Genomic DNA, 14755 nt, shown 5'->3' with positions numbered 1-14755 from the left:
TTGTATCTATCATTTATTTAAAAATCTTAATACATTTATTGAGATTATGATTGGATACGCAAAAATTATTTCAGAAAAGTCACATTTATTTTATGAGGACTGGATAAAAGAAATAAGTGAAAATTACGAGCTTTTCTTAGATGCCGCTGAAAATATATTAAGTCTTAATTACGAGGGAGAACAAAGGATACTCACCAAAAATCAAGCAAAAAAAACCCTAACAAATGAATTGCGCTTGTATGTGAAATTTACTAATTGTTTTGGGAATACTGTTACTACTACTATAACTATTGTAGATGATTACTTGGTTATTGAAGATTATTCTATGGATGAGCTAATAACTGACGAGGATGACCAAAATCTGCGTTTGTTTCTTAAAAAAAGGTTTGACCGATTATTAGACGAAAAGATTGGAATTGGATTTATATTTGATGTTAGAGGTTATAGTGAAGATTACCTACTTACGCCGCCCCCAGAATGGAGAGAAAATGATAATTGGCGCAAACTAATGGGTGGTTAATATGATTTTTAAACATTTATAAATTTCTTAATTCCGAAATCGAACATCCGAAATCCGAAATCAAAAATGAACTACTACACTATCCAACCCCCATTAATACTAATGCCCTATGTAAGGTGCTTTTGGGTGCTGGAACATGATTTTGGTGCGGATGAAGAATCATATATCTATCGTTCCATTGCCGACGGATGTGTGGAGATGGTGTTTCATTACCAGGCTGCTTTTGATGAGCTTATTAAGGATGGTGCTGCACATAACTGGCAATCCGGAATCCATTTTCAATCGAATACATACCGGCGGTTTGAAACCAAACAGAGCTTCGGCATTTTTGGCGCTTATATTTACCCATTTGCAGTTCCGTATTTCTTTAATGTTCCATCTGAAAAAACCAGTAATGAAATGCTTGATCTGGATACATTTTTAGGCATCGAGGGAAAAGAGCTGGAAGAAAAAATAATGACGGCTGGCGATAATAACAAAAGGGCTGAAATATTGGCAGCATTCCTTGAAAAGCGTTTGCAGCATGCGCGTTTAAAGGATGACGCCATTGCAATCTCTATAAAACATGTGATCCATTGCGGCGAAGTAAGTTCCGTTGAGCAACTTGCTTCCCGCTTTAATCTCTCCACACGGCAGTTCGACAGGAAATTTAAAGAATATGCAGGTTTTAGTCCTAAAATGTATATGCGGCTGGTAAGGCTAAGCAATGCGCTGAAACAGCAGGGAAACAATAAATCTCTGGGCCGCATAGCTTACGAATGTGGTTATTATGACCAATCACACTTTATACATGATGTTAAAGCCTTCACCGGTTATCATCCCGGTTTTTATTTCTCAGGGAAGGCCGAAGGGACAGAATACCTTTATGTTTAAAACGTCCGGTTTTTACAATTTATAAGATATTGGTTTTGCTAGGTTTGATTAAAATTAAATCCGAAATAAACTAAATATGAAAACAGTAAACATCCCCGAAGGCTATCCGCAAATAATGCCTTACTTAATAGTTGAAAATGCGGCAGCATTTATTGACTTTACCCAAAAAGTATTTGACGCTACAGAAAAGTTTAAAACCATGCGCGATGAGCACACAATTATGCATGCTGAAATCAGCATAGGCAACAGTGTAATAATGATGGCGGATGCTACCGATGAGTTTAACCAACAAAACGCCGGTTTATTTATTTATGTTGATGACTGTGATACAGTGTTTCAAAAAGCGCTGGATAATGACGCAATAGTAGTAATGGAGCCCGCAGATCAAAGCTATGGCCGCAGTGGCGGTGTTAAAGATGCCTTTGGGAATACCTGGTGGATAACGAGTGTGTAAACATTTGGTCTGAATCAGAATTTACAGAATTTTAAAATTTTCAAGATGCTGCTTTGAATTCTGCTAATTCTTTAATTCTGTAAATTCTGATTCAGACAATTCGCATCAATCATTTTACATCCGCGTAACACTATTCCAATAAATTGCTGTTAAACTTGTACTAATGAATTAGCTTGGGCAAAAAACATAATTTAGCTTAACGCAGGTTCATTATCACTTAAAAAACATCAATGAAAATTGGAATAGTTTGTTACCCGACCTTTGGTGGGAGCGGGGTTGTAGCCACTGAGCTGGGCAAAGCCCTTGCCGACCGTGGTCACCAGGTTCATTTTGTAACCTATAACCAGCCCGCAAGACTGGATTTGTTCTCCGAAAATCTTTTTTATCACGAAGTTTCCGTATCCAATTACCCGCTTTTTGATTTTCCACCCTATGAATTGGCACTTGCAAGCCGACTGGTTGATGTGGTAAGGTTTGAAAAATTAGATATTCTTCACGTGCATTATGCCATTCCGCATGCTTCGGCAGCGTTTATGGCCAAACAGATCCTGATGACCTACGGCATCTATATCCCGGTAGTTACCACCCTGCATGGTACAGATATTACATTAGTAGGGAAAGACCGTACTTTTAAACCGGTAGTTACATTTTCTATCAATAAATCTGATGGGGTAACAGCCGTTTCAGAGCATTTAAGGAATGATACCTTTAGTTTTTTTGAGATCGAAAATGATATCAGGGTTATTCCCAACTTTATTGATCTTAAACGTTTTAATCTTAAGGCTAAAGATCACTTTAAAAAGGCAATAGCGCCATCAGGCGAAAAGATAATTGTGCATACCTCAAACTTCCGGAAGGTAAAACGCACACAGGATGTGATAAAGATCTTTGCCAAGATCGCTAAAAAGATCCCGGCAAAGCTGTTAATGGTTGGCGACGGGGTTGAACGCTCTTATTGCGAACAACTGGCCCGTGATCTTGATGTTTGTGATGAAGTACGCTTTTTGGGCAAACAGGATGCTATAGAAGAGATCTTGTCTGTATCCGACCTGTTTTTAATGCCTTCCGAATCCGAGAGCTTTGGTTTGGCAGCATTGGAAGCCATGGCTTGTAAAGTGCCCGTAATCAGCTCAAATGCCGGTGGTTTACCTGAATTGAATGTTGACGGCGAAACCGGATTTTTGAAAGATGTAGGTGATGTTGATGGCATGGCCGAAAAAGCTATTTATATACTGGAGGATGAAGATCGCCTGAAAACCTTTAAAGAAAATGCCCTTGCCCGGGCAAAAATATTTGACCTGGCTACTATATTGCCGATATATGAAAATTACTATTTAGAGGTGCTTGATCGCGTAAAGGAAAAGGCGGTATAATAAAAATTTTGAAAACAAGAACCGATACTTTGGCAGGATTTATGCTTATGCATGTGGAAATAAACATATCATGAAAAAATTAGTTCAATTCTCTTTTGCAGTTTTAGCCTTTACCCTGGTATTATCGGCATGTTCTTCTTCCAAAAATGCCGTAACCGGTGCAAGCAATGTTTCCCGTGGCAAATTCACGGGTACCTGGACTGTAAATAACGTTAGCTATGACGGTATTGTACAACAAGCGGTTCAAAATGTATTTGACCAGGCCCCGCCGCAGGATTTTGTGGGCAGCACCTGGAAACTGACTAATAGTGGTAATGGGATCTATACTTTACAAAATGGTACATCTCAAACTATATTCTGGTCGGTAAATAACAATGCAGGCAGCAATCAGCTGTTCCAGTTCAAAAAACTTTTCCAGGGTGATAAAGCACAAAAAGTAACAGAAGGTTACCAACTTGTTGTAGCCTCAAATGATGGTAACAGCATGACTTTAAAATCGCCAATTGTGGTAGGCAATAAAACGGCTTATATTATTTACTCGTTTACGAAAGCGCAGTAAAGAATTTAAAAACAAAAGGTAAAAGCCGGAGAGTAGTCACCATAATATACGGAATTACTCTCCATCTTTTTCTTATCATTATTCGATATTGATAATAGAAATATTTGTATTAAATTCATAAATAATCCTGTCAAAGTTATTTTTACATCTTGCTTGATTTTTAAGTTAAATTTGTAAAATAATCATGCGGCTACATTAATTGTTTTTACGCTAAAGAATTACAAAGATGGAAAATACAATGCTGATACAACTTACCAATCAAAAGGCGGCAGGCCTTTTACATGAGTTGGAGGAATTGCAAATAATTAAAGTATTGAAAGAAAATGTAGTACCTGTTAAAGCCAAGCTTTCTGATAAGTACAGGGGCGTATTTTCAAAAGAAGATGCTAAAAGTTTTGATGACCATACCAAAGCAATGCGTAAGGAATGGGACAATACTTAATTGATAATAATGTAATTTCAAGCTATTTCTCTGAGGTTTTTTCTGAAAAAGCAATGGATTTTCTCACAGAAGTAATAGATTTAATTCCAAATATTTCGGTAATAACCGAGATTGAAGCGCTTTAGCTCATACGATTACCGGGAATAATAAAGCACAAAGTCCAAAACCTAACAGCTTTGGACTTTGTGCTTTTAGCTTTCAGCTATCTTATTCCGCTGCTGTAAACTTCAGGCAAACCGGGTTTCCTATTTCCAGCATTCCCTGCATCAGGGCTAATTTACCGGTAGCTTTGTTAATTCTGTAAATAAAAATACTGTCGCTATCCTGGTTGGCTACAATTAGGAAATTGCCGTTGGGATCGATCGCAAAATCACGTGGGTTTTTCCCAAAGCTCGAAACCTGGTCAACCTGGGTAAGTTCGCCTGTTTCTTCATTTATCGCAAAAGCTGTAATATTATTGGTTTCCAAACGGTTTGATGCGTACAGGAATTTACCATCGGGTGAAAGGTGTACAGCCGCCCCTGCGGTTTGCCCTTTAAAGCCTGCCGGTAAAAAGGAGATCTTTTGCTTTTCCTTTAGCTTACCATTGTCATAATCATAAACATAAACGTTTGAACCCATTTCGGTTATCAGGTAAACATGTTTTTTATCGTTTGAAAACACGAGGTGTCGTGGTCCATCGCCGGGTGTTACGCTTACAAAAGGAGGCTTTGCATCAGTCAGCGGACTTTCTTTGCCTGCCTTATAGCGGGTTACATGCAGCTTATCTGTACCCAAATCAGTGTAAAGCACATATTTTTCATCCGGAGATAATACTGCGGTGTGTACGTGTGCTGCTTCCTGCCTTTCCTTATTTACCCCATGCCCATCATCGTGCATGCTTTGTATGCCATTTCCTAGCGATCCATCCTTATTTATAGGCAACACAGCTATTGTGCCGCTGCTATAGTTTGCAATAAACGCGTTCTTTTGATCTTCATCTACAGCTATATAGCAGGGATCGGCACCCAATGACGATTGCTTGTTAATAAACTCCAGTTTGCCTTGCCTCGCATCAAACTTAAATGCACTTACCTCGCCTAGTTTGCCGTTTTCATTTACCGCATAAACAAACTTGTTATTGCTGGCAACGGTAAGGTATGATGGATTATCAACCCCATCAATTTGATTTAAATATTCCAGTCTGCCCTTTTCGGCATAAAAACGGTATACATAAATACCCTTGCTTTTACCTTTGGTATAAGTGCCGATAAGCAAATCAAAAGTAGTTGGTGGCCCGGCTTTCTTTTTTTGCGCATAAATAAGCACCGGAAACAGTATCGAAATTAGTATCAGGAATTTTTTCATTGCAGGGTGAATTTGGTTATCAGCCTGCAAGATAGTGATTGGAGGTGAAAGGTAAAGCAAAAAGCTGAAAGCTTTGCCTTAACTGGCAACAACTTTCAGCTTTAACTTTTTGTGTTTTATAGCTTTGGGCTTTTAGCGTTCTGCTTTTAGCCCTGAATCAAATGCTTCAACTGTATCACCTCTTTTTCTTCCAAAAATCTCCATCTACCGCGTGGAAGGTCTTTTTTGGTGAGGTTGGCATATACTGCCCTGTCAAGCTTTACAACTTCATAGCCTAAATGTTCAAACATACGGCGCACAATGCGGTTTTTGCCGCTGTGGATCTGGATCCCTATCTCTCTTTTTGAGCCGCCTGCCACATATGATATTGAATCAGGCTTTATTAAACCATCTTCAAGCTCAAGGCCGAAGCCTATTTTGTTCATATCGCCCTGGGTTAGGCTCTTATTTAGCTCAACCTGGTATAGCTTAACAATGCTGTTGCGTGGATGCGAAAGCTTGTCTGCAAGGTCTCCGTCATTGGTCATTAGGAGTAAACCGGTTGTGTTCCTGTCAAGACGGCCAACCGGGTAAATGCGTTCTTTGCTGGCTTTTTCAACCAGGTGCATTACCGTACGGCGCTCTTGCGGATCTTCGGTAGTTGTGATATAGTCTTTAGGTTTATTTAATAATACATAAACCATTTTCTCGCGCTTAAGCAATTCGCCGTTATAACGGATCTCATCTTTCTGCGGATCAACTTTGTGCCCTAATTCATTTATTACTGTGCCATTAACCGATACTACACCGGCAGCTATCAGCTCATCAGCCTTACGGCGCGAGCAGATGCCTGCATTTGAAATGTAACGGTTAAGCCTTATTAAGCCGGTATCTTTACTTTCCGGGCCTTTTTTACGGCCACGCAACGTTTTTACGGGTGCATCCCGGTCTTTTGTTATTTTATCGTATGTTGGTTTTGAGCGCTGTGGTCTGTCGGCATCGTATGGCTTATCGCTGCCTGTTTTTTTAAACCCGCTGCCCGCTGATGGCCTGTCGCCGAATTTTTTATCACCGCCAAAGCTTCTTTTGGGTTTATCATCAGCATTAAATGAACCTGTTGATGATTTGCTGCGCGATGTAAAAGGTTTATCGCCTGATCTTTCGCCGCCAAAGCTTCTTTTAGGCCTGTCATCAGCATTAAATGAACCTGTTGATGATTTGCTGCGCGATGTAAAAGGTTTTTTGTCACCTGTTCTTTCACCGCCAAAGCTTTTTCCCGGTCTTGGGTCATTGTCAGCAGTTCTGCCGGTATATGGCCTGCTTTTTGGGGCAAATGCTCTTTTTTCACCTGATGACTCACCATCTGACGGTCTTCCGCTATATGGCCGGCTTTTTCCGGTAAATGATTTCTTTTCGCCCGGGCCGCCGCTAAAGCTGCTCGCAGGTTTATCATAACTGCTTTTTCCGGGTGACGAAAAAGATCGTTTTTCGCCGGGAGCTTCACTGTTATATTTTTTTGATGGTCGGGTACTTTTGGCCTGATCAGAACCTGGTGTAGAATTTCCTCTTGATGAGGTTGATCTTTTTGGCCGGTCACCGGCTTTTGGAGCCCTGTTTGATGATCTGCCGGATTTGTCGTCGCGACTGTTCCCTGGTCTGTTAAATGCCATAATTTTTTCTTTTGCGCTTTCGCAGCGTGAGGGTCAAAGTTAGCGTTTTTTGGGGGATAATTATAATTTTTTTGTGTTAAACAAAAGCTGTCTTTAAACGTTTTAAAGCCAGTTTTTAGACCGAAAACCATAGTTTAAAAATGCGCTAAAAAGCTAAGTATTTGATAATCTGACTTATATAACTTACCTTTGTAGCGCATTCTACCAAATGTATAATTTATGGATAAAAAAGAAATGACTAAGAGACACCTAATTACGTGCTCCGTAATAGTGTTGCTGGTTATCATTTCCGCGTTCAGTATTTGTGGTACAAAGGCCATGCCAACTACAGATATCCGCAACGACAAGGCGCCTTTGGCTGTTAATAAAACGGAAAAAGCAAGCCCCCGCATCTCATCATTTATTTACAAAACCGCTGAGGCTGTAAATGATTATACCTTCGCTAATGAAGCTATACCACTCAGAGATGCAAATGTAACCCGCAAATTGAAGCATTCGCTTCAAAAGCATAGTTTTAAATGCGTTCAATCAAATGTTCTGCAACATAAGGCAGAAAAATTATTCCCGATAATTGAACCCATTTTAAAAGCGTATGGAATTCCTGACGACTTTAAATATATTCCTTTAGTTGAGTCGGGTTTGTGCGAAGGGACATCCATTAAAGGTGCAAGAGGCTTGTGGCAGTTTATGCCGGGCACTGCACGCACTTATGGACTAAAAGTAGGGCATGGAGTTGATGATCGCTTAAACGTACGCAAATCAACAATAGCAGCTTGTAAATACATCAAAGAATTGTATGTAGAGTTTAACAGCTGGACATTGGCTGCCGCTGCCTATAACAATGGGTCGATCAAATTGGCAAAGGTTATTAATAAGCAAAATGAGGACAATTATTTTCGCATGCATTTAAACCGTGAAACCGGTGCTTATGTTTATAACCTGATTGCAATGAAAGCAATTATTACCCAGCCTAAAAAGTATGGCTATAATTATTATAAAGTAGGAAATTCCGGCATCGGAACACTTGAACTGCTGGCAATTAACTAATAACCGGATTTTAATCCGCACAAAGTAAAAATATATTACGGAGCACTTGAGGCCGGCCTTCCAGATGGGAGATCGGCCTTTTTTTGCGTATATTTGTAGCAAAATAATGACTGAATTATTGATTTGGTGAATTAGTGATTTGACAGTTTTTTAATCACTAATTCACTAATTCACTAACTCGCTAATTCAATATATGATAAACAAATCCATCGACCTGGGCGAGCAAAACGAAGTTGAAGTGTATGGGGCCAGGATACATAATTTAAAAAATATCGACGTTTCCTTTCCGCGTAATCAACTGGTAGTAATTACCGGCTTAAGCGGCAGCGGAAAATCATCACTGGCATTTGACACCATTTATGCCGAAGGGCAGCGCCGTTATATGGAAACATTTTCGGCTTACTCGCGCCAGTTTATGGGGGGTATGGAACGGCCCGATGTTGACAAGGTTTCGGGCCTTAGCCCTGTTATAGCCATTGAACAAAAAACAACCAGTAAAAATCCACGCTCAACAGTTGGTACTATAACCGAGATCTATGATTTTATGCGTTTACTTTTCGCCCGTACCGGCGAGGCTTACTCCTACGTTACGGGTGAAAAGATGGAACGCATGTCGGAAGACCAGATCCTGAAAACCATTACTGAAAAGTTTAACGGCGAACCCGTTAATATTCTTGCCCCTGTGGTAAAAGCCAGGAAAGGACATTATCGTGAGCTTTTTGAGCAGATCCGTAAGCAGGGTTATCTTAAAGTTTGGCTGGATGGCGCCATTGCCGATGTTGAACCAAAAATGCAGGTCGACCGTTATAAGATCCATGATATAGATATTGTTGTTGACCGCCTGGTAGTTGACGAAAGCGACACCAAGCGTTTATATACATCAATACAGGCAGCTTTAAAAATTGCAAAAGGAATTATCAGGATAGGCGATAAGGATAATAATGTTGCCTATTACAGCAAGTATTTAATGGATCCGATTTCGGGGATCTCATATGATGAACCGCAGCCAAATACTTTTTCTTTTAACTCGCCTTATGGCGCTTGCGAGAAATGTAATGGCCTCGGATATATTTTTGAGGTTGATGAAGCATCAGTTATTCCAAATCCCAAATTAAGCATCCTTAATGGCGGACTTGCACCGCTGGGTGAATACCGCGAAACATGGATCTTCCAGGTATTGAAAGCATTGGCCAAAAAATACGAATTCACATTATCAACTCCCATCGAAAAACTTTCAAAAGATCATCTGGATATTATCCTGAACGGATCAACAGAAATGATAACCGTTGCCGTTGAATATAACAAATGGAATGTGCAGAGTTACCAGGTAGCTTTTGATGGCATTATCCGCATGCTGGAAGAGCAGCAGGAACGCCGCAGTGAAGAGGGTATGGACGATATGGAAAATTACCGGGTTTTAAAAACATGCCCGGTTTGTGATGGCGCCAGGCTTAAAAAAGAATCACTGCATTTTAAGGTTGATAATAAAAATATTTTTGAGTTGGCCTGTATGGATATCCGCACCCTGCAGGAATGGTTTGCTAATTTAGAAGACCGTTTAACCGAACGCCAGAATGTTATTGCCAAAGAGATCCTGAAAGAGATAAGGGCGAGGATAGTTTTCCTTCTGGACGTAGGTTTAAATTACTTAACGCTTGACAGGACTGCAAAAACATTATCAGGCGGCGAAGCACAACGCATCAGGCTTGCTACACAGATAGGCTCACAGCTGATGAATGTAATGTATATTTTGGATGAGCCAAGCATCGGCCTCCATCAGCGGGATAATGAGCGTTTAATAAATGCTTTAAAAAACCTGCGCGATCTGGGCAATACCGTACTGGTAGTTGAGCATGACAAGGATATGATATTGCATGCCGACCATGTTATTGATATGGGGCCTGCAGCCGGTGTACATGGCGGCGAAATAGTTGCACAGGGCACCCCGGCCGAATTAATGAAAGTACACACACTTACAACCAGCTATATTAACGGTGAGCGAAGCATTGCCATTCCCGAAAAAAGGCGTGATGGCAATGGAAAAACACTGAGCCTTAAAAAAGCGACAGGCCATAATTTAAAAAAGGTTTCTGTGGATTTTCCGTTAGGCAAACTCATCGGGATAACCGGAGTATCCGGCAGTGGTAAGTCAAGCTTGATAACTGAAACTTTATATCCTGTTTTGAACCATCATTTTTTCAGGGCGAAAAAGCAACCGCTCCCCTATGAAAAAATTGAAGGGCTTGAGTATGTTGATAAAGTAATAGAGATAGATCAAACACCTATCGGGCGTACCCCGCGCTCAAATCCGGCAACCTATACCGGTGTGTTTTCTGATATCAGGAATTTATATGTACAGTTGCCCGAATCAAGGATAAGAGGATACAAACCCGGTCGTTTTTCGTTCAATGTAAAGGGTGGCCGTTGCGAAACTTGCCAGGGAGCGGGCTTAAAAGTTATTGAAATGAACTTTTTGCCAGATGTACAGGTACCTTGCGAAGAGTGCGGCGGCAGGAGATACAACCGTGAAACACTCGAAGTACGTTATCGTGGTAAATCAATAAGCGATGTACTTGATATGAGCATTGAAGATGCTACACCGTTTTTTGAGCACATCCCGGCTATTTACCGCAAAGTTAATACGCTGTTTGATGTAGGCCTCGGCTATATCACCTTAGGGCAGTCATCAACCACACTTTCAGGCGGCGAGGCGCAGCGCGTTAAATTGGCTACTGAGCTTTCAAAAAAAGATACCGGCAATACTTTTTACATTCTTGATGAGCCAACTACCGGCTTGCACTTTGAAGATATTAATGTATTGCTGGGCGTATTACAGCAACTGGTTGACAAAGGAAATACCGTGCTGGTAATTGAGCATAACCTTGATGTGATAAAGGTGGTGGATCATGTAATTGACCTTGGCCCCGAAGGCGGTTCAGGCGGCGGCAAGATCCTTTTTAGCGGTACGCCCGAAGGTTTATGCAAGGTAAAAGAAAGCTTTACAGGGCAGTTTTTGAAAAAGGAGATGGGGATAAAATAAGCAATAATATATATTCAATTTCTTATATTTGAATATGAAAGTTCCGGAGTTAATATCTGATTCTTTAAATGAACAACAATTAATGATGTTGCGGCTATTAAAAAAGCCGATGCCGGAAGACGATTTTATCCAAATAAGACGTCTTGCAGTGAAGCTATTGTCCAAACAAATTGGCGAAACCATTGAAAAATGGGAGGACGAAAATAATATTACGGAAGAGACATATGAGCAAATGAGCAAAATGCATTTTCGTAGTCGCCCAAAATCGTAATGAAAGTTGTACTTGATTCAAATGTATTGCTGGTTGCTCTTGGAAGAAAAAGTCGATATAAGGCCAATTGGGAAGCTTTTGCAGATGGCAAATATCAAATGATAATTTCTGATGAAATTGTATACGAATATAATGAAATCTTAAATCAACATTCTGCCCTGGGTGTTGCAGAAGCAGTGATTGAAGTATTTATTGAATCTCCCGATATTATTTTCCAACAGATTTATTATAAATGGGATGCGATAAAAAAGGACCCTGATGAAAATAAATTCTTCGACATTGCTGTTGCAGCAAACGCTGATTATCTTGTAACCAATGATGCACATTTTAATGCAGCAAAAAAATTGGCTTTCCCATCAGTGAAAATTATATCTGTAGAACAGTTTTTGAGTGTTATTCAAATTCTTTAACTTGTAAATCTAATTCTTCAAACAAAACCAAACAATCGTAACTTTAACTTATATGTTACCATTGTTAACCTCTCCCCAAATTCGCGAAGCTGATGCTTATACCATTGCAAATGAACCCATAAGTTCTATTGATTTGATGGAGCGCGCCTCCAAAGCTTTTGTAGGTTGGTTTGTTAATCATTTTCCCGATAAAAAGAAGGCGATCAGTGTTTATTGCGGCACCGGGAATAATGGCGGCGATGGCCTTGCTATAGCCCGGATGCTGGATGAGCACCACTACAAAGCTTTGAACGTTAAAGTTGCTCGGTTTTCAGATAAGGCATCGGATGATTTTAACAAAAACTTTAACAGGCTGCAACAAACAACAATTTCCTTAATAGAGATTAAGCCGGATGGGGATTTACCATCCGAAAATAGTCCGGTTATTATTGATGCTTTACTTGGTACTGGTTTAAATAAGCCGCTTGAAGGAGATTATAAAAGATTGATTAACCATATCAATAGCTTAAAAAGGGCGGTAGTTGCCGTTGACGTGCCTACGGGTTTCTTTTCTGAAGGAGAGGTGCCAAAGGATGCTATAATTTTAAAAGCCAGCCTGGTTATCACTTTTCAGCAACCTAAAATTAATTTTTTACTGCCTGATTCCGCTTCGTATATCGAATGCTGGGAAGCTGTAAATATCGGTATTGATGAAAAGTTTGTACGTTCGCTTAGCTCACCATACCAGGCTGTTGAAGAAAAAGATATTCGCAAGCTTTTGAAGCTGCGCCACCGTTTTAGTAATAAGGGAACTTATGGGCATGCCCTTATTGTTGCCGGACAGGACGAAACTATGGGAGCTGCTTTATTAAGCGCTGCTGCATGTGCTTATGCAGGTTGTGGCTTAACTACCGCCTGCGTGCCCAAAAACGGCTTAGCTGCATTAAACAGCTATATGCCAGAGCTTACGGCTATAGTAAAAAATGGGGCAGAAGTACCGGTAATTGAATGGGAAAAATTTGATTCGATAGCTATAGGCCCCGGAATAGGTAAACAGGATGATGCCCTTGCTTTATTTGCCGATACTTTAACCTGCTGCAAAAAGCCAATGGTAATTGATGCTGATGCACTTAACCTGCTGGCAACACATAGGGAGCTTTGGAACGGGATTCCGGAAAATAGTATTTTAACCCCACACATGAAGGAGTTCGACCGGCTTTTTGGCGGGCATGCCAATTGGTGGCAACGCATCCAAACAGGAATTGAAAAAGCAAAAGAACATCAGCTGTATATATTGCTAAAAAACGATTACACCATAACTATAACACCGCAGGGAAACGTATATTTTAATACAACCGGTAACCCGGCTATGGCGACCGGTGGCATGGGCGATGTACTTACCGGTATAATTACTTCTTTATTGGCTCAAAAATATTCCCCGGAAGAGGCATGCCTTATTGGCGCTTACATACATGGTAAAGCCGGAGATGAGCTGGCACTGACTAACAGGCTTAACGTGGTAATGCCAGGGCAACTTGCAGCCCGTTTACCAGCAACTATGGCAAAATTGATGGCATAAAAAAAGGTTGTAAGTATCGTACAACCTTTTTTAAACTATTAACTGATCTTATAAAGAACAAAATACTCAACGGGGCAATTGTGAACTTTGTTTTGATATTTAACTTATACCAATGTTAAGTTCGTCTTACACCTATAAGACGTTTGGACTATTTGTTTAGTTACAAAAAATAACTGAAAAATTATTCCGGTCATTTTTATAGATGTAAATTTAGCTAAGAAACAAGCTGTTTTACAGATTGTTTTATAAAAAACAAAATAATTAGATTTTTTTTTGAAGTTGATTGAGTGAACAGATATTTTAACTAGAAGAGAGGACTGTAAAATAATTTTTGGAGAGATCAGATCTGGCTGAAACTTAAATTTAATCCAACTCAATCAATTAAAACTTACCTAAAACCATCATTTGGTCCATAGTAGGGTTTACGCTGCCGCCCCGTGGTTCAAGTGTAACGGCAAAGGCATCGGCAGAGGCAATAGATTTCATTTCCTTCATATCTGTCGAATCGGGGTTTTTATCAAAAACGCCAAGGTCAACAGGCTTTCCGGCTACAAGCGCCCATAACTGGTATTGATGTGTTTTATCATTCACAGGCATATTCATGGTGCCCATATTAATCATTACCTTTTTCTTAACCGGGCTCCATGCAACAGTAATTGCTGCGCCTGATGGAGCGTGTGTAGTTGCTTTAAGTTTAAGGAATTTGAATGACGCGTCGCGAAACACTTCCAGTTGCCGATCCATCAGGTTTACCCTGTTGGCAAAATGCTGTTTATCTATCTGCAGTGCAGCTAACTGAGTATTTGATTCCTGCAGCTTATTATTTAAATTCATTAAAGCAATGCCGCTTGTAATTAACAAAGCAAGGCAGGCAGCAAAGGCATATTTATAAAAACCATTGGCTTTTGGGGCAGGCAATGCTATAACATTATTTTCGACTGGCTCTGTTCTTGTATCAAAATTAGTGTCGTCGCCAAAGTTTGTGAGTACGCTGTTTAATACCCGGCTGCGTAAGTTTTCAGATGGTTCGATAGCATTTTGTTCAGCATATAGCTCCATTGACTGCTCAATTTCTTTAAGCTCAGCTTTAATTGCCGGATGTTTTGCAGCCATAGTCTCCACTTGTAACTTTTCTTTCCGGGAAATATCCCCCAGTACGTAAAGTTCCAAAATGCCTGATTCTATATATGCTTTAATATCTTCCACTCCGCC

14 protein-coding genes are annotated in these 14755 nt (G+C 40.1%); 11 read left to right on the top strand and 3 right to left on the bottom strand.

What is annotated here, in order from left to right; all coding sequences use genetic code 11:
• The first annotated feature begins 46 nt into the window (after nt 1-46).
• The 6 genes from JWQ54_RS14495 to JWQ54_RS14470 all read left to right on the top strand — a co-directional run bounded on the left by JWQ54_RS14495 (nt 47) and on the right by JWQ54_RS14470 (nt 4221).
• Nucleotides 47-520 (top strand): hypothetical protein, encoded by a 474-nt coding sequence (locus JWQ54_RS14495; protein WP_299585899.1) that lies wholly within the window; start codon nt 47-49, stop codon nt 518-520.
• A gap of 66 nt (nt 521-586) precedes the next feature.
• On the top strand, nt 587-1393 hold the full coding sequence (locus tag JWQ54_RS14490; RefSeq protein ID WP_299585897.1) for a helix-turn-helix domain-containing protein: 807 nt from the start codon (nt 587-589) through the stop codon (nt 1391-1393).
• A gap of 76 nt (nt 1394-1469) precedes the next feature.
• Nucleotides 1470-1847, top strand: coding sequence for a VOC family protein (locus tag JWQ54_RS14485; protein ID WP_299585895.1), 378 nt, complete (start codon nt 1470-1472; stop codon nt 1845-1847).
• A 230-nt stretch (nt 1848-2077) separates the two neighbouring features.
• A complete protein-coding gene (gene bshA, locus JWQ54_RS14480; RefSeq protein ID WP_299585893.1) occupies nt 2078-3220 on the top strand; it encodes an N-acetyl-alpha-D-glucosaminyl L-malate synthase BshA in 1143 nt (380 codons plus the stop codon).
• 70 nt (nt 3221-3290) lie between these two features.
• Nucleotides 3291-3779, top strand: coding sequence for a hypothetical protein (locus JWQ54_RS14475; protein ID WP_299585891.1), 489 nt, complete (start codon nt 3291-3293; stop codon nt 3777-3779).
• Nucleotides 3780-4005: 226 nt separating this feature from the next.
• Nucleotides 4006-4221 carry a hypothetical protein gene (locus JWQ54_RS14470; RefSeq protein ID WP_299585889.1) on the top strand — a complete coding sequence of 72 codons (216 nt, stop codon included), beginning with the start codon at nt 4006-4008 and terminating at the stop codon, nt 4219-4221.
• Between the two features lie 207 nt (nt 4222-4428).
• On the opposite strand, the gene JWQ54_RS14465 is transcribed toward JWQ54_RS14470, so the two are convergent.
• On the bottom strand, nt 4429-5568 hold the full coding sequence (locus JWQ54_RS14465) for a lactonase family protein (protein ID WP_299585887.1): 1140 nt from the start codon (nt 5566-5568) through the stop codon (nt 4429-4431).
• Between the two features lie 146 nt (nt 5569-5714).
• Nucleotides 5715-7217 (bottom strand): pseudouridine synthase, encoded by a 1503-nt coding sequence (locus JWQ54_RS14460; protein WP_299585884.1) that lies wholly within the window; start codon nt 7215-7217, stop codon nt 5715-5717.
• Between the two features lie 234 nt (nt 7218-7451).
• Between JWQ54_RS14460 and JWQ54_RS14455 the strand changes: the two genes are divergently transcribed.
• From JWQ54_RS14455 to JWQ54_RS14435, 5 genes are all read left to right on the top strand, one after another.
• Nucleotides 7452-8264, top strand: a complete 813-nt coding sequence (locus JWQ54_RS14455; protein WP_299585882.1) for a lytic transglycosylase domain-containing protein — start codon at nt 7452-7454, stop codon at nt 8262-8264.
• 193 nt (nt 8265-8457) lie between these two features.
• A complete protein-coding gene (uvrA, locus tag JWQ54_RS14450) occupies nt 8458-11304 on the top strand; it encodes an excinuclease ABC subunit UvrA (RefSeq protein WP_299585879.1) in 2847 nt (948 codons plus the stop codon).
• A gap of 34 nt (nt 11305-11338) precedes the next feature.
• A complete protein-coding gene (locus tag JWQ54_RS14445) occupies nt 11339-11575 on the top strand; it encodes a hypothetical protein (protein WP_299585876.1) in 237 nt (78 codons plus the stop codon).
• Nucleotides 11575-11985 (top strand): putative toxin-antitoxin system toxin component, PIN family, encoded by a 411-nt coding sequence (locus tag JWQ54_RS14440; RefSeq protein ID WP_299585874.1) that lies wholly within the window; start codon nt 11575-11577, stop codon nt 11983-11985. Before JWQ54_RS14445 ends, JWQ54_RS14440 begins: the two co-directional genes overlap by 1 nt.
• 52 nt (nt 11986-12037) lie before the next feature.
• Entirely contained in the window at nt 12038-13543 is a 1506-nt protein-coding gene (locus JWQ54_RS14435; protein ID WP_299585872.1) for an NAD(P)H-hydrate dehydratase, read from the top strand.
• A 381-nt stretch (nt 13544-13924) separates the two neighbouring features.
• Here the strand turns inward: JWQ54_RS14435 and JWQ54_RS14430 are convergent, their stop codons facing one another.
• Entirely contained in the window at nt 13925-14749 is an 825-nt protein-coding gene (locus JWQ54_RS14430) for an anti-sigma factor (protein WP_299585869.1), read from the bottom strand.
• Between the last annotated feature and the right edge of the window lie 6 nt (nt 14750-14755).

This window comes from Mucilaginibacter sp., assembly GCF_028288225.1.
Lineage (GTDB): Bacteria > Bacteroidota > Bacteroidia > Sphingobacteriales > Sphingobacteriaceae > Mucilaginibacter.
Note: the sequence above shows the minus strand (reverse complement) of the source record. Positions and strands in the feature narration are given on the sequence as shown.

What these genes read in the sequence shown, in the direction of transcription:
- JWQ54_RS14470 (WP_299585889.1), top strand. Translation starts at nt 4,006, where the DNA reads ATGGAAAATACAATGCTGATACAACTTACCAATCAAAAGGCGGCAGGC.
- JWQ54_RS14465 (WP_299585887.1), bottom strand. Translation starts at nt 5,568, where the DNA reads ATGAAAAAATTCCTGATACTAATTTCGATACTGTTTCCGGTGCTTATT.
- JWQ54_RS14495 (WP_299585899.1), top strand. Translation starts at nt 47, where the DNA reads ATGATTGGATACGCAAAAATTATTTCAGAAAAGTCACATTTATTTTAT.
- JWQ54_RS14475 (WP_299585891.1), top strand. Translation starts at nt 3,291, where the DNA reads ATGAAAAAATTAGTTCAATTCTCTTTTGCAGTTTTAGCCTTTACCCTG.
- JWQ54_RS14440 (WP_299585874.1), top strand. Translation starts at nt 11,575, where the DNA reads ATGAAAGTTGTACTTGATTCAAATGTATTGCTGGTTGCTCTTGGAAGA.
- JWQ54_RS14460 (WP_299585884.1), bottom strand. Translation starts at nt 7,217, where the DNA reads ATGGCATTTAACAGACCAGGGAACAGTCGCGACGACAAATCCGGCAGA.
- bshA (WP_299585893.1), top strand. Translation starts at nt 2,078, where the DNA reads ATGAAAATTGGAATAGTTTGTTACCCGACCTTTGGTGGGAGCGGGGTT.
- JWQ54_RS14435 (WP_299585872.1), top strand. Translation starts at nt 12,038, where the DNA reads ATGTTACCATTGTTAACCTCTCCCCAAATTCGCGAAGCTGATGCTTAT.
- JWQ54_RS14490 (WP_299585897.1), top strand. Translation starts at nt 587, where the DNA reads ATGAACTACTACACTATCCAACCCCCATTAATACTAATGCCCTATGTA.
- JWQ54_RS14455 (WP_299585882.1), top strand. Translation starts at nt 7,452, where the DNA reads ATGACTAAGAGACACCTAATTACGTGCTCCGTAATAGTGTTGCTGGTT.
- JWQ54_RS14445 (WP_299585876.1), top strand. Translation starts at nt 11,339, where the DNA reads ATGAAAGTTCCGGAGTTAATATCTGATTCTTTAAATGAACAACAATTA.
- uvrA (WP_299585879.1), top strand. Translation starts at nt 8,458, where the DNA reads ATGATAAACAAATCCATCGACCTGGGCGAGCAAAACGAAGTTGAAGTG.
- JWQ54_RS14485 (WP_299585895.1), top strand. Translation starts at nt 1,470, where the DNA reads ATGAAAACAGTAAACATCCCCGAAGGCTATCCGCAAATAATGCCTTAC.